The following is a 24,754-nucleotide window of genomic DNA, read 5'->3' on the forward strand; positions in this document are numbered from 1 at the left end:
AATATTACATTATTAACTACTATCTGAACTCATTTAGCCCAGCATCATATATCATATTACCTAAAACTCCTCTATTTTCCATTTCCTTGATCTTAAACCTGAGATCATTAATTCTTCCTTTATAATTAGTGTTTATATTAATTAACTTCTCTTTTGGGTTGGCCGATCGTAAAGCAGCTCTGACTTTACTCTTTCTAGCTCGACCTTGATGATGAATATCTGCGATGAGAGCACAAATGGTGTCTGAATAGCCATCCAAGTCGTACCAACGTGAATAACGTTCCAACTTAGCCTGCAGTATCTCGCAAGCAACTTCAACTTGCAGGTCTCGCATCTCTTGATCATGATTTGACCAATGGATAACGCGTGCTGCCTGTAACACTTCTTGCATGTCATGCTCTTTGCGCTTTGCATTGAGGAAGTCCATAAATCGCTGTAGTTGTCGTCGTCCAGCGGGCCCTGAATTAGTTTCTACCTCAAGATTTGTTAGCCCTCCGTTTTCATTTACACGATGAAGGTGTCCATTGTGAAGCCCTAACTCTGGAAAGTAATCTGATGAATTTGAAAGCTCCATTAGTCTACGAAAGAAAATAACCAGGTTATCGTTCGCTGTATGAGCAGCCAATTGGAAAAAACCGAACGTAAATTTTGCACTATCGTAAGTGTTAATTAGGTTAAAGTTATTTTTACTTTCACAGTACCCTGTTAACTCGAGTAATTGCGCCCAATGATCATATTGTTCAATATAGTCCTCTGCGCGATAAGTTGGTCCGTAGTAATCATTAGGATTCATGAAAAGGCCAACATATTTACCTTTTTTCGTTTCGCTACCAACATAAAAGCGCTGGGAAGTATCACCACCAACGGAGGCATACCAACGTCGACCTTCTTTTACTAAGTCAAACGCTAATCCTCTAGAAACTAAATTAGCTGATGGCTTGATTTCAAGTTCCAGATCCTCACCAGGAAACGAGCCGAAAAAAAGCCCTTGTTCACCTTGATAGATTTCATTAAATTCTGAGAGAAATTGTTGAGGTGAGCATTTTACTACTTGATTCAATGAATTTGAGTAGTGGTATACAGAACCATTTGCAAAAATCCCGATGTGTTTTTGTGGTACATTCCTCATTCGTTTATTTACAAGGTCAACATTTTCAGTCCGAGTAACAAAAACGAGTACTTCCCTCTCTATAATAGCCTCACTCCATAATCCGACCTTGGGAGATTGGGAAAATATTTCATGAACTCGTACGTTGGCAGGAGTACCAAAACCTCCTTTGAAGTCTATACAATTGAAAGAGAAACTTAACCCAGCCATATGACTTACATAATGCGCGCAATGATTTGCACTTGTGTCATGAAATTTCCCATCACAAATCTGAGATATATTTTTTCCCAAGCTTTCTTCGAGTCTGTTAAGCAGTTCTGGCATAGTCAAATCCAAGCTAGTTGAAAAGAGTTCATTTATGTCATTACCAAAAAATGAACATAATTGCATATGATATTAGCACTTAATCAAAAGATTTTTTTATGTGCAAACTCTATCCATACCATATAGAGACTCTGTTCTTTGAACGATAGTTGTTCAATAAGACTCAATGTTACTCGTTATAATCCAAGTCTCTAACCTGAAAATTCAGTCCCTTAGCTGATAATTTTGGCTATAAAACAACTTTGGTGATAGTTAAGCTTCTGAGCTAAATTCGAGTTATAAAGAAACGTATGACATAGTAATTTTGTGAATCAGATCTCGTTAAAATTACAGTCTATCGCCTAATTTTTTCGACGACACTAGTTTCTTGTCGAGTCTCTCAATTTAAAAATTCTGTCTATCTTTTATACGTAAGTTTTTCAGTCTTGACTACTATTTACAATGGGCATCAATAAAGCCCTAGGTTAGGTAATAGATTAACTACTATATAGAAGGTAGGGAGCACCTTATGAATAGATTTCTAGTATTGTTAATATCTTTTGTCTTAAGTGCTTGCGGTGTGAGTCAAAAAGTCCAGGAAACCACTGAAAATAACGAGGTCAATCAATTTTTAGACAGTACAAACTTAGTCAAGGCTAGTGACAGATATTGGATAAAGGACATACCAGAAACAAGCACAGCAGTAGGCAGTGTATATCAAAAACGTGAAAAGCTAATTGGTGGTGTTACATATACAGCGTTTACATTGGTAAGTGAAAACTTATTCAATAATTATGATGAAGAAAGCTTAATAAAGGAAAAATTGACATATAGCAAGGATTACAAGTTTAAGCGTGAAGTCGATTCGAATCTTGCTGCAATGGCTGTATTTAGCGGATCTCATAGAGATGTGTCAGAGGTTAATAAGAAGGTTGATCTTTCAGAAGTATGGAAATTGATATCATCTGAACTAGAAGCAGATCCTAAATTTTGTAAAGCAGGTTATTTTTATGTTACGCGAGCATATTTAGGTACATCATCGGATTATGGATTAAAAGAAGTATCCTCTGTTGCAACGTTCGCTGGCATTGAAGTCGGTGCAGATGTTAGTTCTTATGGGTATTCATCCCTTCATACACTAAAGGAAGGTTCATTGGCTCTAATGCTGCAGCCCACGGTTCAGTTGAGCAGTTGTGGGAACAGTAACATAGTTGACAAGGATAGAGCTGATATTGAATCTGAACTATTGAGTGAAGGGTACATTAAATTATAGTGTATACAAAATCATAATTTACTTTTCCATGTAAATGTAAGAATTCTCTTCCAACCACGAGTATATAAAGGGCGGATCGAATACTTTAACAAGCAACGATCTATGATTCGAAACTCAGAATCGACAAATAGTAAAAAGGCCTCACAATGCGAGGCCTTTTGTTTTTCTATCAGAAGATATTAGTCACGAGATGCCACGCGGCATTTATACGATATTGAAGCCATAGCATTGGTACTATCAAGCGTTATGAACACAGAAAACCCTCTCTCAATCAATATAGCCACTATAAAGTATAGAGCTGTAAACAGTTCAAGAATCCATTTATCTTTTGTTAGCTTATATTGGCAGTAACGAGAGCAACAATCAGACGCATATCCACTGTTTTAATGTGGATACATCTCATTATTGAAAGAGATATTTTCAGTTTTCCTATCAACTTATGATATAAGCCATGCTTATATTTAACTAATTTCATTTCAAATAATGTCTATTCGCTTTGTTGACTACCCTCTTGCGCCATGGCCTGTGCTTGAGGAAGGTATACATAAACTAGGTCTTGAAGAGTTTCGTAAGATTTTTGTATTCAATCCCCATAGACGAAAACAATATGAAGGGCTTTTGGATGCTATAAAAGCTCTAAAACACGCTGGATGCACTAAGGTTTATATTGATGGTAGTTATGTCACAAGAAAGCCTCTCCCCGGCGATTACGATGCATGCTGGGATGCTATTGGAGTTGACCGAGCAAAACTAGACACAGTTTTCTTGGATTTCAGCAACGGCCGACAATCGCAAAAGGTTAAGTATGAAGGAGAGTTTTTTCCAGCTCAGTGCTTTGCAGACTCTCAACAGACACCTTATACCGAGTTCTTTCAGCGAGAAAAGCATTCTGGTGAAAAAAGGGGATTGTTTTATTAGAACTTGACGGAAACTTAGGAAGTTAAGGGGTATAACATGATACTTAACGACATAGAACTAGGCCTATCTCAAGAAGCTCGCGAAAAACTTATCGACACATTAAAAACACTCAAAAATGATTCTTCATGGTTAGCTGACATTCAAAGAGACTCTATCGCTCATCAGATTTCTGAGCTAAATGAAGCCATAGATTATTATATAAGCTTATCTAAGGGACAGTTCCAAGAAGTTGATGAGTTAACAATCGACAAGCTTCCAAAATACCTTGTGAGTTCAAGAATTACTAAAGGAGTTAGCCAAGATAAGTTAGCTGAGCACCTAAAAATCCCGACTAAACAACTCCAAGCCCTAGAGTCCGAGCAATATAAAGGTGCTAGTCTCTCTAGAATATTAAAAATCTCACAGTTCCTTGGCCTAAACCGGTTTAGTGTCTTAGATGATTCAGGGAACATCATTTTCAATTCACGTGAAGAATCCGACTTCCAATGGGGCTCCTTACCTGTAAAAGAAATGCAAAAACGAGGTTGGATTAAGAAAGGGGAAAACTCTATTGAATTAGCTAAGCAGTTCATTCAAGGTGCTTTTGGCTTGGGCTTACAACCTGCTTTACATCGTAAAACGAGTTTCAAAGGAAAATCAGCACACGCGATATCTTTAATAGCGTGGCAAGCAAGTATCCTATCTAATGCAGAGAAGTTAATAAAGTCGCACCAAATATCTCAGTTTGAATTTAATGACTCTTGGATACCCGAGTTAGTTTCTCTAAGCACACATGAGAATGGACCCGTTTTGGCTCGAGACTTCCTTAAATCTAAAGGGGTTATTCTAATTTATGAACCTCACTTAGAAGGTACATATTTAGACGGAGCTGCAATGCTCTCTGAAAGCGGTAATCCTATTATCGGAATGACAATACGACATGACAGAATTGATAATTTTTGGTTCGTACTTCTACATGAACTTGGACACGTTTTTTTACACCTTTCTCAATTAGGTACTGAGTTTATTGATGAAAATGTAGGCGAAAGTAGTAATTCTCTTGAAGACCAAGCCGATGCGTTTGCATTGAACAACTTGATAGCTCCTGAAGCATGGAAGTTGTCTGTATCTAGGGTCATCGCGACCGAAGCTGCTATTGTGGGAGATGCAAAAAGATTAGGGGTAAACCCTGCAATAATTGCAGGTAGATTAAGAAAAGAAAAAAATGACTACAGTAAATTTAATAATCTTATTGGTTACGGAAAAGTAAGAGGTCAATTCGAATGAGCGTTGAGTTAAGTTCCTATAAAAAGTATCTTCCCATCATAAAGTGGAGACAAGGTGAGTACCAAGCCCTGCTCCGCCTAAAGCAAGACATAAAACGAAACCTATACCCTCTATTTGTAATCCCTCCTATTGAATTTGATTTCGAGGAACAAAAGCTTAAGAAGTCTGCGGAAGAACATGTAGAAAAGCTAGCCAACAGATATAAAACTAAATGGGGGACTGCTTCATCTCTTATAGATATAGACTCTAGCTTACATTTAGATCACGTTAAAGACGGTAGAACAATTCCTGAGTTTGTATTCGATGAGCTCAGATCAGTCAAAGGGGTGTTTTCTCCTGTGATTCAAATGGACTATGACGCAAGCTATATTAATGCAGTCAAAAAAGACTGGCTTGCTGGTGGCAACGGTGCGGGTATAAGAATTTCATTAGATGAATTAGCAGACCCTTCCAATCACACCAAAATTTTGACTCTATTGGCAACTTTGACATGTCCGATTTCTTCCACTGATTTGATTATCGACTTCAGAAAGGGAGCAAACTACGAACCAAACGAAGATGTTATATTAATGCTGTCTACGCTTTTAGGATTACTACCCAAGATCAATGAGTTTAGATCGATATACGTGGCTGGCACATCACTACAACTAGATCTTGTTAAAAAACCAGGTTCTGTACAGAAACGACAAGATTGGATATTTTACAAATCGTTACATGCAAAAATCACGAGAGATTTCCCAAGATTAGGTTTTGGTGATTATACAATTGAGACTCCAGATTTTAGCTCATTAGATATGCGAATGATGAAACCAGCAGCGAAACTTGTTTACTCATACAAAGATAATTGGGTTATCTATAAAGGTGGGTCTTTTAGAGATGACACTTCTCAAATGAAAGATTTGTGCTCCAAGTTGGTCAATTCGCCTCAAAATTACTTTTACGGGGAACCATTTTCTCCAGGAGACAAGAAGATCTATGACTGCGCTCTGGGCCAGTGTGGTACGGGTAACCTAAGTACATGGAAAGAAGCTGCAATTAGTCATCACCTCACACTAGTTGTACACCAGAACGCCAGTTTGAACGGTTTTCAAACGTTACCTTAATATTTTTTACAAGCTGATCTGTACTGATATGTTCAACGAGAGTTTTGTATAGATCTAACCTGGTAGCTCGACGGTTTTTAGATGAAACTCCCAGCTCCTCAAGCAAAGCTTGAGTTTCATCTTTCCACAAAAGGTGCGCAACTTTTATAGCTTCAACCTTAGGATTTCTTTTCGCTTTCCGATGCGTTCGGAAATGTATAGCTCCTTTACTTCCTTTAGTTGCAATAATGATACCGACCCAATCAGGAGCTACATCTAAAATACCGTTTACATGATTTGGTGCAGTAATTACAGTCAGCTTCTGTAAAGTTTTCATATAAGTATCAAGTTGATCTTTAAAGCGTGTTAGTGTGTCTTTAGAGCTTTTTATTTCATACCCATGTATACAACCATTAACTACAGCAATATCAATCCGATTCGAACCATGCATAAGCCCTAGCTCATCAATTACAAGAGTTTGGTTATCTTCATGTTGGTTCTTTAACTTTTTCTTATGAAATGCTTCTCTAATTTCAGAATCATTGGTCGCGAACATCTTTTCAATCTCAATCGAGTAGTTTTTAAATAACTAGTTTTTCAATATCGTATTCTACACCAAATTTGACAATACGGTCATCTACGCTGTTGCACTAGAATGGCTCACACCTCTTGCTTTTAATCTAATTCATAGCGAACATCTCTATCCAAAAGAAACAGCAAAAAAAGGCCTCGCAATTGCGAGGCCTTTAGTTTTTCTATCTATCAGAAGAGATTAGTCGCGAAGTGCTGCGCCGAATTTCTCTGAGATTGAAGCTACGATAGCATCTACTGAACCAGCGATGTCTGCATCTTCTAGTGTGCGCTCTACAGACTGTAGAGTCAGTGCGATAGCTAGGCTCTTCTTGCCTTCTTCTACGCCCTTACCTACGTAAACGTCGAACAGTTTAGCGTCTGTTAGGAATTCGCCACCAGCTGCGATACACGCTTCTACGATGTCGCCAGAAGCTACTGCTTCGTCAACAACAACCGCGATATCACGACGGTTTGCAGGGAACTTAGATACTGCTACTGCTTCTGGAAGCACGCGAGTGTTGATAGCTGCCCATTCGATTTCGAATACGATAGTACGGCCGTTTAGACCAAACTTACGCTCTAGTTCTGGGTGAACAGTACCAATGATACCCACTTCTTTACCGTCTACTACGATAGCCGCAGTTTGACCTGGGTGAAGTGCTGGGTGCTTAGCTGCTTTGAAGCTGTATGCTTTTTCGTTCGCTGTTAGCTCTAGAACTGCTTCTAGGTCGCCTTTTAGGTCGAAGAAGTCAACAGTGTTTGTTGCAACGTCCCAGTGCTCTTCGCCACGAGTGCCAGAGATAACGCCTGCTAGCATCATTTCTTGACGCATGCCGTTTTCAGCTGATGCTTCTGGGATGAAACGTAGGCCAGATTCGAATAGACGAACGCGTGGCTGTTGACGCTTCTGGTTGTGAACAACCGTGTTTAGAAGACCTTGGATTAGGCCAAGACGCATTGCTGACATGTCCGCAGAGATTGGGAATGGCAGGATTAGCGGCTCAACATCTGGAACGATCAGTTTTTGCTGTTCTGGTTCAACGAAGCTGTAAGTGATTGCTTCGTGGAAACCACGGTCAACTAGAAGATCACGAACGCGCTTAAGCGGTTGGTCAGCTTCTTTGTGGTCGTTCATCTTAAGTGCCGCTTTAGGCGCTTGGTTTGGAATGTTATCGTAACCGTAGATACGACCTACTTCTTCAATTAGGTCTTGCTCGATTGCGATATCGAAACGCCAAGATGGAGACGTTGCCGTCCAACCTGCGTCCGTAGTCTCAACTTCACAACCTAGACGAGTTAGGATTTCTACCACGTCTTCAGATGGGATTTCGTGACCTAGTAGGCTGTCTAGCTTAGCGCGACGTAGAGATACTACGTTTGCTTTTGGTAGATCAGCTTCAGATTCGCTGCCGTTTACTGGCGCAACTTCACCGCCACAGATTTCAACTAGAAGCTGTGTTGCACGCTCCATTGCTGCTGCTTGTAGTGTTGAATCAACACCACGCTCGAAACGTAGAGAAGAATCAGTGTGTAGGCCGTAAGCACGTGCGCGACCACGGATGTGATCCGGTGCGAAGAATGCTGCTTCTAGAAGTACGTCTGTTGTTTCAGTTGTTACACCAGACTCTTCACCACCAAAGATACCAGCGATTGCTAGTGCTTTGTTGTGGTCAGCGATAACAAGCGTGTTGCTGTTTAATTCAGCTTCGTTGCCATCTAGAAGTGTTAGTTTTTCGCCCTGCTCTGCTAGACGAACCACGATGCCACCTTCGATCTTAGATAGATCAAATGCGTGCATTGGTTGGCCTTGCTCTAGCATCACGTAGTTTGTGATGTCTACAACTGGGTCGATTGAACGGATACCACAACGACGCAGTTTTTCTTGCATCCAGATTGGCGTTTCCGCTTTCACGTTTACGTTCTTAACCACACGGCCAAGGTAACGTGGACAAGCATCAGTTGCTTTGATTTCAACAGATACTGTGTCTTCAATGCTTGTAGCAACAGCTTCAACTGCCGGCTCTGTAACGTCTGCGCGGTTTAGTACGCCAACTTCACGAGCAAGACCACGGATGCTGAAACAGTCAGCGCGGTTTGCTGTTAGGTCTACGTCGATCGCTACGTCTTCTAGATCTAGAAGTTCACGAACGTCCATGCCTAGAGTAGTACCTTCTGGTAGCTCAAGGATGCCGTCAGACTCTACGTCGATACCTAGCTCAGAGAAAGAACAAAGCATGCCGTGCGATGGAACACCACGTAGTTTTGCTTTCTTGATTTTGAAGTTACCAGGAAGTACTGCGCCAACTGTTGCTACTGCTACAGTTAGGCCAAGACGACAGTTAGATGCACCACAAACGATGTCTAAAAGCTCTTCTTCGCCGATATCAATTTTTGTAACTTGTAGTTTGTCTGCGTCTGGGTGCTGACCGCATTCAACCACTTTACCTACTTTAACGCCGGTGAATTCACCAGCAACAGGTTCTACATCGTCAACTTCCAAACCAGCCATAGTGATTTGGTGAGCTAGCTCTTCGCTGTTAATTGCAGGTTTAACCCACTCGCGTAGCCAAGATTCACTGAATTTCATAGTTTTGACTGCCCCGGATTACTTGAATTGTTTTAGGAAACGAAGGTCGTTCTCGAAGAACGCACGAAGGTCATTTACGCCGTAACGAAGCATTGTTAGACGCTCAACACCCATACCGAATGCGAAACCAGAGTATTTCTCAGGGTCGATGCCTACAGAGCGAAGTACGTTAGGGTGAACCATGCCACAACCTAGAACTTCTAGCCATTTGCCATCTTTACGTTTCACGTCAACTTCTGCAGAAGGCTCTGTGAATGGGAAGAATGAAGGACGGAAACGCACTTCTACTTCTTCTTCAAAGAAGTTACATAGGAAGTCGTTCAGAATACCTTTCAGCTGAGCGAAGTTTACGTTCTCATCTACCAGCATACCTTCCACTTGGTGGAACATTGGCGTGTGAGTTTGGTCGTAGTCGTTACGGTAAACACGGCCCGGAGCGATGAAACGGAAAGGAGGCTTGCCGTTTTCCATTGTACGGATTTGAACACCAGACGTGTGCGTACGTAGCATTAGGTCTGGGTTAAAGAAGAAGGTATCGTGGTCAGTACGAGCTGGGTGATCTTCTGCGATGTTTAGTGCATCAAAGTTGTGGAATGCATCTTCAATCTCAGGACCAGACTCAGTGTTAAAGCCTAGCTCACCAAAGAACTGTTCAATACGCTCAACTGTGCGTGTTACTGGGTGTAGACCACCGTTCTCAATGCGACGACCTGGTAGGCTCACATCGATTGTCTCTTCAGCCAGTTTCGCTTCTAGCTCTGCACGTTGTAGTGCGTCTTTGCGAGCTGCAATCGCTTGTTGAACAGCACCTTTCGCTTTGTTGATCTCTTGACCAGCAGTGCGACGCTCTTCAGGTGGTAGTTTACCTAGGCTTTGAAGCTGTGAAGTTAGTTCACCTTTCTTACCTAAATACTGAACTCGCACTTCATCAAGTGCGACTAACGAATCAGCGCTTTCAATCGCTGTCGTTGCATTAGCAATGATCTCTTCTAGATGTTGCATCGTTTCCTCATCTACCTTCTGGTAGTGTCCGTATCGGATGATTAGTTTTTTCGATAGCTACACATAGTAATCAAACCAGCTACTAATGCCAAATTGAATTGCCAAAAGAACAAGTTATTGACTAAAAACACGGCAACTTTAACGGGATATGAGTGAGGAGTAGGAGGAAGTGGTACAAATAGAGGTACCACTCCTTGATTTAAAGGTGAGTTTCACTTGAGATTATAACTAAGTTACACCCGAGAGAATGAGCAAACGGTATTCCAGAACAGGAAGAAAATCAGGCCTGAATCTGAATCGAACAAACGCTGTTTTTGCCCGCATCTTTCGCTAAGTAAACAGATTCATCGGCGGCTTTGATCAACTCACTCATCGATTCGAACTCTGGGGCTATTTCTGCCACACCAACACTAATACTGCCTACCCAAACTTGATGACCGGTTTCAACCTTTAATTCAGACACTTTCTGTCGAGCCGTTTCCGCGATGTACATCCCGCCTTTCAGGTCAGTATCCGGGCAAATAACCAAGAACTCATCGCCACCTAGCCGACATACAATATCGTCATTACGGAAGGTGTTTTTTAACTCACGTGCGAGGGTTTGCAATACCAAGTCACCAGCATCATGGCCACAGGTATCATTTATGCTTTTGAAATGGTCGGCATCAATCATAATGCAAACCAAAGGCAGGCCAAGCTCTTGGGATTCTTGCCAATGCACTGCGAGCTGTTTAAACGCACAGCGACGATTAGGTAATTTGGTGAGCGAATCTGTTAACGACAGCTCTTCAAGTTTCTTATTTGCTCGTTTTAATTCAGCAGTACGCTCCTCGACTTTATCTTCAAGTAACTGATTGAAACGTAATAACTGTTTATTGCGCTCAGAAACCTGTTCAAACAGACCTTTAAGTGCCGCTAATAAAGGAATGGTCGAAGAGTCTTGCTGCTTCTCTTCTGCTTCAAAGGCTTGTAGAGGTGTTGCGCCCTCTGCGATCGCTGCCATTTGTCGCGCCATGTTTTGGTCGATGCCAAGGATATGATAAGCAAGCCAATGGATCAGAAAATCAAGTAACTGTCGTGCCGATGATTGATCTTCTTCTAAGATAAAAGCCTGCATGCTGTAGATGTCTTGCATAAACACACGATGCACTTTGATGTGCTCTTCAATGTGCTTTTCATGCACACCACGCTCTCTCATCAAACACTCTTCTTCCTTGAAATGGAATTCGGCATAGCGTGTCAGATCGAGCAGAGCGACGTTAATGTCACCGATAGAAATCGTATTCTCCGATAACAGGTTGCCGTAGTGGTTGATAAAGCCAACAAGGTATTGATGTTGTTCGTCTACAGCATCAATACCTGTTTCAAAATTTTTATCCCAATTAAATGAATTCATAAGTCCCTTAGGGCCAATGCCGCCAGCATAATTTAAATGCATATCCGATCATTATAGGTGGTCAATTAACATAACCACCTTACCTTTAGGGCTATTTGATTTCTCGCCGATTTTATAAAAAGACGACCTTGATCGTTATAAACCGCAGTCCTAACTAAAATTGAGGCGTTTTGTTCAACAAGAACGCCTCAATTAGCCAACATTAGAAGTAATACTCCAACGCCAGCTCAACAAAGTCGTCCTTTCTAGCAAAGAAGAGCAAGTCTTCCGGCGTTTCATTCTCGAACAACCAACCGTTCAATCGCCACTTAAAGTGGTTATTGATGCGGGCTGAAGCTTCTACGCGCGCACTGTAAACATCGCTGTTGTCTAAGTCTTGCGTCATGCCGACCAGAACTTCGGTGCCGTCTTCATCGTTGAGCGCAAATCGCGTTCCGACAAACACATCGTTTTGGCCCACGTTTTGCGCATTATTGCCTCGGCTGTCATACAGATATTCTGCAAGAAAGCCAATGTCCCAATACGAATCTAACGCCCCTACCCAAGTGTATTCAAAACCTGTGACGAGCCCTGTGTGGTTATCGAAACTGTCTCGATAAACGCTTTCTAACTTGAGTAGCCAATCACCGACAATGCCTTGTACATCTAACCCAACGTGCTGCATTTGCGCGTAATAAGGTTTAAGCTTGTTCCCTTCAAAACGAAAGTATGGGTCGCGATTGGTACCCGCTAGATAGCTCAAGCCAACGTCCCAATCTCCGTACATTTGGCTATAACGCAGCGCAACATCGACGTGTTTTTCTTCTCTCGAAGATTCATACAGCGCATCATCAGAAACTAGGATGGTTGGTCGCAACCTTCCATCTTCGCCCGCAAAGGTACGCTCTCTGAAATACGGCAGTAGCATTGCATCCACGGTGCCCCAATCTTTAACAGACGTGAAGTGCACCATAGGTTGGCCAAGTTTGGCTTCACCATCGACCGATTCAATGGCATCGGTCTGGTTAACCACATCCACCAAGTGCGCAGATTCCGTCACGCCCCAGAACACTTTGCCGACACCGGCACGCAGTTCATAGTCGTCCCAGTAAGTAAGGTACAACGCCTCACGCACATCACCGTGGGTTCGCTCATCGTCTTGGCTGTCAAAACGATAAAACGGGGTAAAGGTGAAGCTACCATTGCCGTCTTGCTGTTCCCAATAGAGTTCAGGTTGCAGCACCAATGAAGTTTGGTCTTTGCTCTGCCCTTGTAAGCCGTCACTGAAGAACTGACGATGCTCCACGTTGACTTGCCCTGCCAGCTCAACCGAATGACACATCGAAGAGACACTCATTAAACCGAGTGTCGCTGCAATGGTCACCGCCAACTGCGAGCCTAGTAACACATTCCTTTTCATATCAATGCCCTACTTCGCTCGCTTGAGGGTGTTTTTCTGGAAGTCGCGGTCTTCAAGTCCGTTCTGGAACACCAAATCTGTTGTGGTTAGGACGGTGCTTTTACCCGTTTGGTGGTTCTGCATCGCCATAGTGTGAGCACGCCAGTACTGGTTTAGGTACTGCTTGTAATCTTGGAACGACAAGGTTTTCAACAGTGCACCTTTACGGTCGTAGAATTCGACTTTCATTGGGCGGTAATGCTCTTGGTCTAGCCACACTTTTTGCTTGGTGTAACCTGAGTTTTTGTCGGTCGGCACTTGCTCTAATACAAAGGTATCTAGCCCATCGAGTTTGGCGTCTTCTACATAGTTAAAGGTGTACTTTTCTAGCTCGAATGAACTCAAGTCTTCGTAAGCGAACTCACTGCCCATAAACGGGCCCGACTTATTACGTGAAGAGATACGTTTCACGCGTTTTAGAGCTGGAAGATATAGCCATTGATCGTCTGGCTTGGTGATGTGCGAATGGTTGAGGAAAGCCGTGCCTTTCACATCTCTCGGTTGGTCGAAGATGGTTAAGCCTTTATCGCCATCGTTATCAACCTCTAAAGATTTAAGGCGCATTAAGCGAGTGCTGCTCTCTCCTTGTTTATTTTTAAGCAGCATCTCCATGGTCGCAACCGAATCGCCCCAGCCCGTATCTAGGCTTTTGCGTTTTTCTGCAATTTCTAACCCTTTTGCAGGGTCAGCCAGCGCAGGTAAAGCCGCAAATGAGCCTATGGTTAGTGCACCCATTGTTATCATTGACGTTATTAGTGTTTTCTTTGCTTTTGTTTTGTTACGAATAGAATGTTTAAAGCTTTTCATAATGATCTCCTTGGTCAGCCCACATCTGCAGGCTGACATTTCCTTATTTGGTCGAAGTAGATAACTCGGCGGTTGGGTTTGCCTGTGTGTTAGCGGTTTGCTTTTTTGCGTCGCTCACGTAGTGGTTTTCTTTGTCGAAAATCATCAGCAAGATTGGTAGCAAAATGAAATCCACAACCAGTGCGATGAAGATAACAATGGCACTCAGTAAGCCCATGTCAGCGTTGAGTCTGAAACCAGATAGCGCGAGTACGCTAAAGCCAGCAACAAGCACCACTGTGGTGATCCACAATGCGCGACCAACGGTGTGGAAGGCGTAACGCACCGCCTGTTCAGCTGATTGGCCTTCTTTGCGAGCACGCTGGTATTTACTTAGGAAGTGCACCGCATCATCAACCACGATACCCAAAGTAAGCGTGACTACGACTGACAAACCAAGATTGATTTCGCCCGAGATAAGCGCCCACAAACCAAAGCCAATGATCGCTGGCGCAATGTTTGGTACTAGGCTTATCACCCCTAAGCGAACCGAACGCAGAGCGAAGATCATCAGCGCAGAGATAAGCACTAAGGTGATTGGCAAGGTAGAGAGCATGCTCGCCATGTTGGTTTCGCCGATGTGAGCAAACATTAGTGATGGACTAGACGCGACCACTTCATATTGAGGTGCATTGGCTGCGAACCACGCGTAGATACGCTCTTCAAGTTCCACTAGCTCCACACTGCCGAGGTTGTCGACGGTGAGTACCATTTTGATCGAGGATTTATCGACGTTGATCTGGTTGTTTAGGTCTAACCCGTAAGGCAGAGACATCTCGTAAAGCAGCAGGTATTGCGCCGCGAGTTCACGGTCGAGAGGCAGTTGGTAATAGCTAGGATCGTCACCATGCATGTTCTTATTCAAGCGCTTATAAACGTCTGACAATGTCGCGACATGGTCGGTTTCTGGTTGAACGCGTAACCACTCCGTAAAGTCGCCTATCGCTTGCAAGAATACAGGGTCAGCAATGCCTTGAGACTCATTGGTTTTTATCGCGATACTCAAGTTGGTCATGCCACTGATGGTCTGTTCCATAAAGTCAGCAGCTTGGCGAAACTCGTTTGAGGTATCAAAGTACTTCACCGACTCGTCATTAACTTTATTAAGTGGAATCAAGGCCGCAGCAACCACTATCACTAGCGTAGAAACAGGCAACAAGGCTTTGCGATTGTTGACAACGAAATCGCCCAACTTGTCCATGAAGGTGACTTTTTCAAACTCACTAGTGGTTGGCGCAAGGCGTTTCACTGGCAGCAGGTTAAGCAGCGCAGGCAGCAGAGAGACGGATAGTAAGCAAGCGATCATCACACCCAGTGCAGACAAGTTACCGAAGTCACGCAGTACTGGAGAATCTGACATATTCATCATCAAGAAACCAATCGCTGTGGTCACGGACGTGATTAGAATTGGTATGAAGTTAAGCTTGATGCTGTATTGAATCGCTTCGGCTTTGGTCATTCCGCGCTGCATGGCTTGGCGCATGGTTACAATCACGTGCACACAGTCAGCCACCGCTAGGGTTAACACCAATGTTGGAACGTTCACGGTTGCCGTACTTAAGAACATACCAGCCCAACCAGACAAGCCCATGGTCGCGAGAATCGAGGAGATGATCACCACAAGAGTTGCGACAACGCTAAAGAACGAACGCAGCATAAAGGTAAGGAACACCAACACCACTAACAGCATTAACGGTACTAGCGTTGAGCTGTCCTCTTGAGCTGAAGTCATAAAGGCGTTGTTCATGGCGATGATGCCCGCTTTATGGAATTCAACATTCGGATACTGAGCTTGGTACTTGCCGATCATGGTATTAATAGCCGCGATAACTTCTTGTACTTCAGCAGTTTTATCCACTTCTGGCAGTTGCACGGTTACGTTAACAATCGTGACATCGCCAGACGCTGACACCAACGCATTCTTGAGTAGTGGCTCATTGAGGGCGATCTGTTTTACTTTGGCGATTCGCTCTGGCGTGTGCTCGTACTCTTCATACAAGAGGTCTTCTACCAATAGGTCGTCTTCGAACGCTTCGGTATGTTGATAGTTAGCGATGGAATCGACACGACTAGAGTATGGGATCTGCCATGAGTCGACGGTGAGGTTTTGAATCAGAGTGAGAGTTTCTGGAGTGAAGACATTGCCATCGTCTGGGGCGATCACAATAGAAAGGTTGTCTGTTTTGGCGAAGGTGGTTTGAATCTCGTCAAACGCCATCAACTGTTTGTTGGTCCCTTCAAAGAAGATGTTGTAGTCACCTCTGAAATAGAGGTTCTTGGCGCCAAACGTAGCAACGGCGATCACCGCTAACACTACGAACAGCGTTATAAACGAGCGTTGGGTGGGTAAAGTATGCCAAGCACTCTGTGTTTCTGATGGTTGATTTTGGGGTTCCATCACAGCCTCCATATGTGACGATTCGTCATAAATGTATATTTAAAAACCAGCAATTCGCTGGCAAACATACAAAATGAGGTCAAAATTAAGAACTGACTCGCTTCTACTCAAATCAGCTCATTTATTTGACGATTCGTCACTAATGGCGCTTAAATAACCCACCAAGGTGGGTTAAGTATGATCAACGACCAACAGATTCTAGGTAGGCAACTTCTTCACTGAACAACTCTTGCTCTACTCGACGCCAGGTCTTTTTATAATCCCATTCCGAAGAGAGCGGCTGCCAGTTCAAGCCATCTAAAAGCATATTGGCGTTGTGTAACACTGAATATGGGTCTTGGATTCGTTGAATACAGTGGCTATTGGACGCATTTTGGTTCAAGGCGTTAGAACCAAAAGCGATCGACCAGTTAGCAAAAACAATAGCATCAGACCCGATCCCAGAAGAGAATTTCAGATCCCCAGCTTCAACAGCGCGATAAACTAACTCATCAGCATGGTTGATCACCATCTCTTCAAGTTCGTTAAGCTCTTGCACTCTTGTTGGTGAGGCCTTCTCTAGTATCCAAGGACTCTTAGCCATAATTGCACAAGTTGACAGTACAGGCTCCATGCGAGCATAGATTCGGTATGCAACGTGCAACGCTATTACTTTTTCACGGCTTGTGCCTTCAAACTCTCCAGAGCGCGCAAATAACATCGCCTCTGTTTTAAGTGAATGAATACACAGGGCTAAAACAACGTCTTCTTTGCTGCAAAAATGATTGTATATCGTCCCTTTCGAGTAAGAGCTCGCTGCGGTTAACTTATCCATAGTTAAGTTACCAAAGCCCTGCTCTCGAACGATATCCCTTGCCAACAACATAAGCTCTACCTCGCGTTCTGCGATCGCCTGTTGTTTCTTAGTCATGCCCGAGATGCACCCTAGCATTCCTTTTATTTCATCTTTGCAACCTAAGCCAAACTTCATGTTTAGTCCGTACCTTAACTTAGCCTATTTACAGGCGTGGTCTGTTTTAAACCTTGTCTGTATTAAACAATACTCCTACTCAAATAATAACATGAATCCCGTAATCATGTACGCTGCCATTTTGTGACGCTTCGTCATTTTTGACTTATCGTCATAATAGCTCAACTATTGATCAAATCAAGTCTCATTTATAAATTTATTCGACTCATGAATCATTTCTAACCATTACTCAACCAAGCTCATACACTTTCAATACCTTACGTGACGAACTGTTCACTCTTGGTCCGTTATGGTTCTTAAATAGGTCGGTATGATTCTGAAATACGCCGTTTTGAAATAGATGTGGAGTGTTGAATGCTCAGCAATGCTTAATATTTGTTTAGCTGACATTGATTTAGCTGAAGTTGCTATAAATTCCGGTGTGGGTGGCTTACAATGGGAACATGAGTTGTACTTTATCAAGAGCATCATTTTGAGCGCTAAATTTACCTATCTTACTTGGAAAATTAATACCAGCAGCCCAGCTGAAAAGTTGGTGATGCTTTTACTCGCAGACAATGCCGATGATGAAGGCTACGCAACGATTGAACTTAACAAGGCTTCTACGCTGACGGCTCTATCCGTTTTCGGATTAGCGGACTGCCTAAAAGCCCTAGTCGACAATGGTTGGCTAGATAAAGTGAAAGTCGAGCGCAGAGACAACCAAGAAATTCACGTGTTTAAGATGCTGCTGGAACAAGAGCAACCTGCACAACAGGTCAACTCCATTCCAGTTTATTCACCTGCACCTGCACCTGCACCTGCACCTGCACCTGCACCTGCACCTGCACCTGCACCTGCACCTGCACCGAAATATCAGCCTGCTCCAGCGCCAATGCAAGTGATGTCGACTTCCCCTCGCCCACAAAGCCGCGGTGGAATGAATGGCAACACAATTTCAACTCACGATCTGGACGAAGAGAACATTCCATCGTGGGCTGAACGTGCGTTTAAGTTTTCCGGATTGTCCGGTGACCATAATCTAATATGGAAGAAGTTTGTCCTTTGGTACAAAGCCAAAGCCAATGAATTAATGCCAATATCTCGAATTGAATCTAAGTTGCAGTACTGGCTAGTAAACGAGAAGCAAAATGAAAGACAACAACCGAAAACCGCTCAATATTCAGGAACTTCAGGACAAACTCAAGGAAATGGGTATCGACAAAAGCTTAGCCCATCTGAGCGCTTCAGGCAGCAACTCATCCAGAAAGGCAAAAAGCCAACTTTCTGATCCTGAGCCTACTGTTGTTCCAGAAGTTTTACCGGTCGCTGCTTCGCCATCGGTACCTGTTGTTGAGTCCAATACAGGCTCAAATCAGCAAGTGCCCGTCGTTGACCAAGATCCGGCTGAGCTAGAGCTGTCTGACTGGTGTATCCATGTATTCGGTTCATTCCTAAGCGTGTATGAAACTCAATGGGAATACCAATACGGTAGTGAGCCAAGCGGCAAGTTCATCGAGTTCGCGAATACCATCGACTCTGACGGCTTAAACCGCGTGCTGATGCACTGTCATGAGCGTATTCAATTGGGTAACAGCTGGCCGCCACAAATGGGTGAACTGTGGATCCTAAAAGATTCACTGACAGAAGAAGAGCTATTGGATAGCCGCATTCGCGTGTTGTCTCGTACTGCTATCAACCCAATTGAAAAGTGGCTAATTCAGAACAAGCTCTACGACTTGAAACGCACGGCTGAAAACAAGCTTGATGCTCTATTCAAGAAGTACTACTTGGAAGCGAAACGACTCGATGAGAAAGGTATGCTTCATACTGAGTTGCCACAACATTTGCTGGCTGCTAACTCAGTGAAGAACCTCAACGACTTGAAACGTGAAGAGTACGAAGAGAAGCACGGCAAAGCGCTGAACCCGAGAATCCAACAGATTCTAGACAGTAAAAAGTCTCGCTAAACTAGTTAGTTGCAATAGAGCTAGCTATTCGCAATAAACTCGCTAGTTAAAGCCCAAATACAAAAACGCCAGCAATTACGCTGGCGTTTTTATTAATTCGTTGTTTTTGGTGCGATTCAAATCGAAAGCGCCAAAATGACGACTCACTGCTTTAGAAGAATCTTACAGTAGGTGGATTGTCGCGTTTAGCGTGAATACACCTGAGTCATCGTCTTTCATCTTGAAGTTCTGGTAGCTTGCACCAACAGATACTGGGCCAAAGATGAAGTACTCTGCACCAACACCGTACATGATATCAACGTCGTCTTGCTTAAATGTTTCGCCCTTCAGCTCGTAAGAGTGCAGACCGCCTTTCGCGTAAACGTGTAGAGGGCCGAAGTCGATGCTTGGCTTAATAGCAAGGTAAGCTGTTGATGCGTCAATGTCTTGAGCAGTGCGGTTGCCGTATTTAGTGTTGCTGAAAGAACCTAAATCCCAGTAACCTGCTTCTACACCGATGATAGGTAGAATACCTGTACCCACGTGGATACCCACCGCTGATTCGCTCTCGTCAGCAAATGAGTTTTGACCACCCATTACACCACCGTATAACCATGAATCAGCCATCGCTGTTGAAGATGCACCTAGCAGAGCTAGCGCTAATAACGTTTTTTTCATACTTGACCTTCTCGTCCTAGCGACGCTTAAGCGGTAAATGATTGCCACTAAAACGTCTTTTTGTAATTACTATCCAATTAACAAGAAAATAAGCAAGATTCATACCTGAACCTTGCTCGATTATCTCGCTCAATCCTTAACAAGCATCGATAGCGTTTTTAACACGCTTGTCCGATACTGGGTACGGCGTGCCAAGTTGCTGTGCGAAGAAGCTTACACGAAGCTCTTCTATCATCCAACGCACCTCTTTGACATTTTCTGGAACCGCGATCCCTTTTGGCACCTTATTCAGTAACTCTTTGTAATCGCTCATTACTGATTCGACTTTAATCATGTGTAGGCGGTCTTTGTTCGGATCAATCGGCAGTTTCTCCATACGACGCTCAATCGCGCGCATGTAGCGCAGGATGTCCGGCAGACGCTTCCAACCACACTCAGTCGCAAAGCCCTTGAATATTAACCCTTCTATCTGCGCTTTGATATCCGACAAGGCAAATGCCATCGATAGATCAACACGCCCTTTCAGCTTTTTGTTGATGTTGAACGCTGTGGTCAGAATGGTTTCAACTTGCTGAGCGATCTCAACAACCGTATCACCAAGCTCTGCACGAACGTGTTCTTTCAATGCTTCAAACTGCTCTGGTTCCCAAACCAAACCACCCTTCTCTTCGATAAGCTTATCGATACCACAAGCGATACAATCATCAATCAAATCAAGGACTTTACCATAAGGGTTGAAGTACAGACCTAACTTAGACTTGTTTGGCAGGTTCGAGTGTAGGTACTTAATCGGCGATGGCACGTTAAGCAAAATCAGACGACGCTGACCTGCTTTCATTGCTGAGATCTGCTCTTGCTCAGTTTCGAACAGTTTGATCTCTACGCTGTCTTTGGTATCCACTAATGCAGGGAAGGCTTTTACGTCGTAACCGCCACGTTTCTGTTGGTACACCTTCGGCAGTTCGCCAAAGCTCCATGTGTGAAGGTTCTGCTGCTCGATGTCGTCATCAGCCACTTTAGAAAGCGTTTCTTGAACCTTGTCTTTCAAGCTCTCTTTCAACTCGTGCAGATCTTTGTGCTCTTTCAGCTTACGGCGACGGTGGTCTACCGCGCGGAATGTCACTTTCAAGTGCTCTGGAATCTGATCAAGCTTCCAATCATCACGCACGACTTCAACACCTGTCATACGACGCAGCTCTTTCTCTAGAGAATCGAGTAGCGGCGCTTCCAGTGGTGTGACTCGCGCAAGGAATGCATCTGCATAGTTTGGCGTAGGCACAAAGTTACGCCGTAACGTCTTAGGTAGCGATTTGATCAGGCTAATGACAAGTTCTTGACGTAATCCTGGGATCTGCCAATCAAAGCCACTCTGCTCTACTTGGTTCAGAATCGGCAGTGGAACATGAACCGTCACACCATCGTTGTCGTCGCCCGGCTCAAATTGATAGCTCAGTTTTAACTTCAGGCCATTTTGGTGCCAGAAGTTCGGGTAATCTAAATCGGTAACATGGCTCGCATCACCACGAAACAGCATCGATTTCTCGAAGTTCAGTAGCTCAGGCGTCTGTTTGCTGGTTTTCTTCCACCATGTATCAAAGTGACGGCCAGAAACCACCTCTTCACCAACACGCTGGTCGTAGAAATCAAACAGCTCATCGTCATCAATCAAGATGTCACGACGACGCGATTTATGCTCTAGCTCTTCAACTTCTTGTAGAAGCTTGCGGTTCTGTTTGAAGAAAGCGTGTTTGGTTTCCCACTCACCTTCAACCAGTGCACTGCGTACAAACAACTCACGGCTGACAGTTGGGTCAATTGAACCGTAGTTCACTAGGCGCTTAGGTACGATTGGAATGCCGTAAAGCATCACTTTCTCGTGGGCCATGACCGCGGCTTGTTTCTTCGACCAATGAGGTTCGCTGTAGCTGCGCTTGATTAGATGCTTAGCTAACGGTTCAATCCACTCAGGCTGAATCTTGGCGATGATGCGACCCCAAAGTTTTGAGGTTTCCACCAGCTCAGCGGACATGATCCACTTAGGCTGCTTCTTAAACAGGCCAGACGCTGGGAAGATATGGAAGCGAGCGTTACGTGCACCTTGGTACTCGTTCTTCTCTTGGTCTTTCATACCAACGTGCGATAGCAAGCCTGATAGTAGCGACTGATGAATACCTTCGTAGCTACCCGGTTCGTCGTTTAGCTTGGTATCCAATTCACGCATCGCTTGGTGAATTTGGAAGTAAACATCTTGCCACTCACGAATACGCAGGTAGTTCAGGTAATCTTGCTTACACTGTTTGCGGAACTGGTTGCTCGACAGCGCTTTTTGCTGCTTCTTGATATAGTCCCACAGGTTCACGAAGGTGATGAAATCTGAGTCTTTATCGAAGAAGCGCTTGTGTTTGTCGTCTGACGACTGTTGTTTGTCTGATGGACGTTCACGCGGGTCTTGAATCGAAAGTGCAGACGCAATAACCATCACTTCATGTAGGCAGCGATTGTTGGGCGCTTCAATCACCATACGCGCTAAACGTGGGTCTATTGGCAGCTTAGATAGCTTGCGACCAATAGCCGTTAGCTTCTTAGTATCGTCGCCTTGGTTCTTGTTCTTGCTATTTGGTTTGCCCGATGCAATTGCACCTAGCTCTTCAAGCAGTCTTACACCATCTTGGATATTGCGTTTGTCTGGCGCTTCTACAAATGGGAAGGCTTGGATATCACCTAGACCAAGAGCCGTCATCTGCAAGATTACCGACGCTAGATTGGTACGCAGGATCTCAGGATCGGTAAACTCTGGGCGTGATTCAAAATCTTCCTCGGAGTACAGACGAATACAGATACCTTCAGCCACACGACCACAACGACCTTTACGCTGGTTAGCACTTGCTTGAGATACCGGCTCAATCGGTAGGCGCTGAACTTTAGTGCGGTAGCTATAGCGACTAATACGCGCAGTACCTGGGTCAATCACGTATTTAATACCAGGAACCGTTAGCGAGGTTTCCGCTACGTTGGTTGCCAGTACAATTCGACGGCCCGTGTGCGATTGGAAGATACGGTTCTGCTCACCCGCTGACAAACGTGCATACAGCGGCACGATTTCAGTGTCACGCAGGTTACGCTTACTTAGCGCATCTGCGGTATCACGAATCTCACGCTCACCGTTCATGAAGATCAGGATGTCACCTAAGCCTTCATCACACAGCTCATCAACCGCTTCGAAGATACCTTCCATTTGGTCGCGATCAGAATCGCTATCTTCTCCACCCAGTGGGCGGTAGCGAGTTTCTACTGGGTACGTACGACCTGATACTTCAATGATTGGCGCATTATTGAAGTGCTTAGAGAAGCGCTCAGGGTCGATGGTTGCCGACGTGATGATCACTTTTAGATCCGGACGCTTTGGTAGCAACTCTTTCAAGTAGCCCATGATGAAATCGATGTTCAAGCTACGTTCGTGCGCTTCATCGATAATAATGGTGTCGTATTGATTTAGATAACGGTCGTGTTGAATCTCCGCCAGTAGAATACCGTCGGTCATCAGTTTGATTTGGGTGTTATCAGAGATTTGATCGTTAAATCGAACCTTATAACCCACAAACTCACCCAGTTGGGTTTCCATCTCTTCTGCAATGCGGTTTGCTACAGAGCGCGCAGCTAGACGACGTGGCTGAGTATGGCCAATCAGGCCATAGCGACCGCGTCCAAGCTCAGAACAGATCTTAGGAAGTTGAGTTGTTTTACCTGAACCCGTTTCACCCGCAACGATCACCACTTGGTTCTCTTCAATTGCCTTAGCGATATCGTCACGCTTTTGGCTTACTGGCAGGATTTCTGGGTATTCGATGGTTGGCTTTTGCGCAGCGCGCTGAGTTGCCGTCATCATCGATTGGGCAATATCTAGTGCAATCTCGTCAAAGACGGCGTGTTTCGATTTCTCGTTTTTAATTCGGCTAGCACCTGCAATTCGCTTACTCAGACGGAAGCGATCGCGCATCATACATTCTTTGAGCGCTTTACGAAGAGAGGCAGGTGTATTTTGGGAGGCCTTAGCCTGAGAAGCAGAATTCTTGTCTGCCGCGTCCGAACGTGCGGCGTCTTGATTCTTATCTGCTTTTTCCGGAGACGAAGTCAAAGCGTGTCCTATTCTTTTCATTACATAAAACTTTGCGAATTGTAGCACATAAGGGCTAGAACAAGATAACGGAAAGCACCTTACAAAGGCGCACCTTCTAGAGTCATTCAATTTTTTCGAACAACTCAAGCGAATCTATCGTCTTTTAGGCTTTCTTTGTTCTCCTATAATGCATCACATAACAAAAAGCACTTATTCAAGGAAAACCATTATGTCTCGTGTATTAGCCCTTAAATCAAGCATCCTAGGCGATTACTCTCAATCAACTAAACTGGTTGAAGAGTTCATCAAAAATGTAGACCAAGATAAACTGACGGTTCGCGACCTAGCTGCAAATCCACTTCCAGTGTTGGACTTTTCAGTAGCAACTGCGCTTCGCGCAACGGAAGACCTATCTCAAGACCAGCAAGCGATTGTTGACCTATCTGATACTCTAATCGAAGAGATTAAAGCGGCAAATACGCTAGTGATTGCTGCACCTATGTACAACTTCACTATCCCAACTCAGCTGAAAAACTGGATTGACCTAATTGCTCGTGCTGGCGTGACGTTTACGTACACAGAGAACGGCGTGAAAGGTCTAATCGAAGGTAAGAAAGCGATCGTAGTAACGACTCGTGGTGGTATTCACAAAGACACGGCGACTGACAGCGTGACACCTTACCTACGTACAGTACTTGGCTTCGTTGGCATCACAGATGTGGAATTTGTTTACGCAGAAGCACTAAACATGGGTGAAGACGCAGCAGCAAAAGGCATCTCAGAAGCACAGAGTAAGCTTGCTGAGCTAGTTTAAAACTGAGCCGACACAGCAAATCGCAGTGTTGGTTTGATCGATGTAAAAAGAGCCCCC

18 protein-coding genes are annotated in these 24,754 nt (G+C 44.1%); 7 read left to right on the forward strand and 11 right to left on the reverse strand.

The genetic code is table 11. The features are described from left to right. Positions 1-19 precede the first annotated feature (19 nt). On the reverse strand, positions 20-1,432 hold the full coding sequence (locus FIV04_RS08445) for a hypothetical protein (RefSeq protein WP_152468866.1): 1,413 nt from the start codon (positions 1,430-1,432) through the stop codon (positions 20-22). 508 nt (positions 1,433-1,940) lie between these two features. On the opposite strand from FIV04_RS08445, the gene FIV04_RS08450 reads away from it, so the two are divergent. From FIV04_RS08450 to FIV04_RS08465, 4 genes are all read left to right on the forward strand, one after another. Next, a complete protein-coding gene (locus FIV04_RS08450) occupies positions 1,941-2,684 on the forward strand; it encodes a hypothetical protein (RefSeq protein WP_152468867.1) in 744 nt (247 codons plus the stop codon). Between the two features lie 483 nt (positions 2,685-3,167). Further along, the gene (locus FIV04_RS08455) at positions 3,168-3,602 is read left to right on the forward strand and encodes a hypothetical protein (RefSeq protein WP_253895332.1); all 435 of its coding nucleotides are present in this window, start codon (positions 3,168-3,170) and stop codon (positions 3,600-3,602) included. A 36-nt stretch (positions 3,603-3,638) separates the two neighbouring features. Continuing rightward, the gene (locus FIV04_RS08460) at positions 3,639-4,868 is read left to right on the forward strand and encodes a helix-turn-helix domain-containing protein (RefSeq protein ID WP_152468868.1); all 1,230 of its coding nucleotides are present in this window, start codon (positions 3,639-3,641) and stop codon (positions 4,866-4,868) included. Continuing rightward, positions 4,865-5,971, forward strand: a complete 1,107-nt coding sequence (locus FIV04_RS08465; protein ID WP_152468869.1) for a beta family protein — start codon at positions 4,865-4,867, stop codon at positions 5,969-5,971. Before FIV04_RS08460 ends, FIV04_RS08465 begins: the two co-directional genes overlap by 4 nt. Here the strand turns inward: FIV04_RS08465 and FIV04_RS08470 are convergent. The 8 genes from FIV04_RS08470 to FIV04_RS08505 all read right to left on the reverse strand — a co-directional run bounded on the left by FIV04_RS08470 (position 5,916) and on the right by FIV04_RS08505 (position 17,160). After that, entirely contained in the window at positions 5,916-6,506 is a 591-nt protein-coding gene (locus FIV04_RS08470) for a sce7726 family protein (protein WP_152468870.1), read from the reverse strand. The genes FIV04_RS08465 and FIV04_RS08470 overlap by 56 nt on opposite strands. A gap of 216 nt (positions 6,507-6,722) precedes the next feature. Further along, positions 6,723-9,110, reverse strand: a complete 2,388-nt coding sequence (gene pheT / locus FIV04_RS08475; RefSeq protein WP_152468871.1) for a phenylalanine--tRNA ligase subunit beta — start codon at positions 9,108-9,110, stop codon at positions 6,723-6,725. 18 nt (positions 9,111-9,128) lie between these two features. Beyond that, complete coding sequence (pheS, locus tag FIV04_RS08480; protein ID WP_032548794.1) at positions 9,129-10,112, reverse strand: phenylalanine--tRNA ligase subunit alpha; 984 nt, start codon at positions 10,110-10,112, stop codon at positions 9,129-9,131. 280 nt (positions 10,113-10,392) lie between these two features. Continuing rightward, entirely contained in the window at positions 10,393-11,508 is a 1,116-nt protein-coding gene (locus FIV04_RS08485; protein ID WP_152468872.1) for a GGDEF domain-containing protein, read from the reverse strand. Positions 11,509-11,710: 202 nt separating this feature from the next. Beyond that, positions 11,711-12,907, reverse strand: coding sequence for a hypothetical protein (locus tag FIV04_RS08490; protein WP_152468873.1), 1,197 nt, complete (start codon positions 12,905-12,907; stop codon positions 11,711-11,713). 9 nt (positions 12,908-12,916) lie between these two features. After that, positions 12,917-13,690: an outer membrane lipoprotein-sorting protein gene (locus FIV04_RS08495; RefSeq protein ID WP_253895406.1), complete on the reverse strand. Its 774-nt coding sequence runs from the start codon at positions 13,688-13,690 to the stop codon at positions 12,917-12,919. Between the two features lie 106 nt (positions 13,691-13,796). Beyond that, on the reverse strand, positions 13,797-16,202 hold the full coding sequence (locus FIV04_RS08500) for an RND family transporter (RefSeq protein ID WP_152468875.1): 2,406 nt from the start codon (positions 16,200-16,202) through the stop codon (positions 13,797-13,799). 169 nt (positions 16,203-16,371) lie between these two features. Next, on the reverse strand, positions 16,372-17,160 hold the full coding sequence (locus FIV04_RS08505; protein ID WP_152468876.1) for a TetR/AcrR family transcriptional regulator: 789 nt from the start codon (positions 17,158-17,160) through the stop codon (positions 16,372-16,374). Between the two features lie 472 nt (positions 17,161-17,632). On the opposite strand from FIV04_RS08505, the gene FIV04_RS08510 reads away from it, so the two are divergent. Further along, positions 17,633-18,430 carry a hypothetical protein gene (locus FIV04_RS08510; RefSeq protein WP_152469549.1) on the forward strand — a complete coding sequence of 266 codons (798 nt, stop codon included), beginning with the start codon at positions 17,633-17,635 and terminating at the stop codon, positions 18,428-18,430. Then, a complete protein-coding gene (locus tag FIV04_RS08515) occupies positions 18,351-19,109 on the forward strand; it encodes a hypothetical protein (protein WP_152468877.1) in 759 nt (252 codons plus the stop codon). The genes FIV04_RS08510 and FIV04_RS08515 overlap by 80 nt, the downstream gene beginning before the upstream one ends. 162 nt (positions 19,110-19,271) lie before the next feature. Here the strand turns inward: FIV04_RS08515 and FIV04_RS08520 are convergent, their stop codons facing one another. Together FIV04_RS08520 and hrpA are read right to left on the reverse strand one after the other, a co-directional pair. Beyond that, positions 19,272-19,766: an outer membrane beta-barrel protein gene (locus tag FIV04_RS08520; RefSeq protein ID WP_150872788.1), complete on the reverse strand. Its 495-nt coding sequence runs from the start codon at positions 19,764-19,766 to the stop codon at positions 19,272-19,274. A 136-nt stretch (positions 19,767-19,902) separates the two neighbouring features. Then, positions 19,903-23,901: an ATP-dependent RNA helicase HrpA gene (gene hrpA, locus FIV04_RS08525; protein WP_152469550.1), complete on the reverse strand. Its 3,999-nt coding sequence runs from the start codon at positions 23,899-23,901 to the stop codon at positions 19,903-19,905. 211 nt (positions 23,902-24,112) lie between these two features. Between hrpA and FIV04_RS08530 the strand changes: the two genes are divergently transcribed. Next, positions 24,113-24,697: an FMN-dependent NADH-azoreductase gene (locus FIV04_RS08530; protein WP_152468878.1), complete on the forward strand. Its 585-nt coding sequence runs from the start codon at positions 24,113-24,115 to the stop codon at positions 24,695-24,697. Positions 24,698-24,754 lie beyond the last annotated feature (57 nt).

The organism is Vibrio sp. THAF190c (assembly GCF_009363355.1).
GTDB lineage: Bacteria > Pseudomonadota > Gammaproteobacteria > Enterobacterales > Vibrionaceae > Vibrio > Vibrio fortis_A.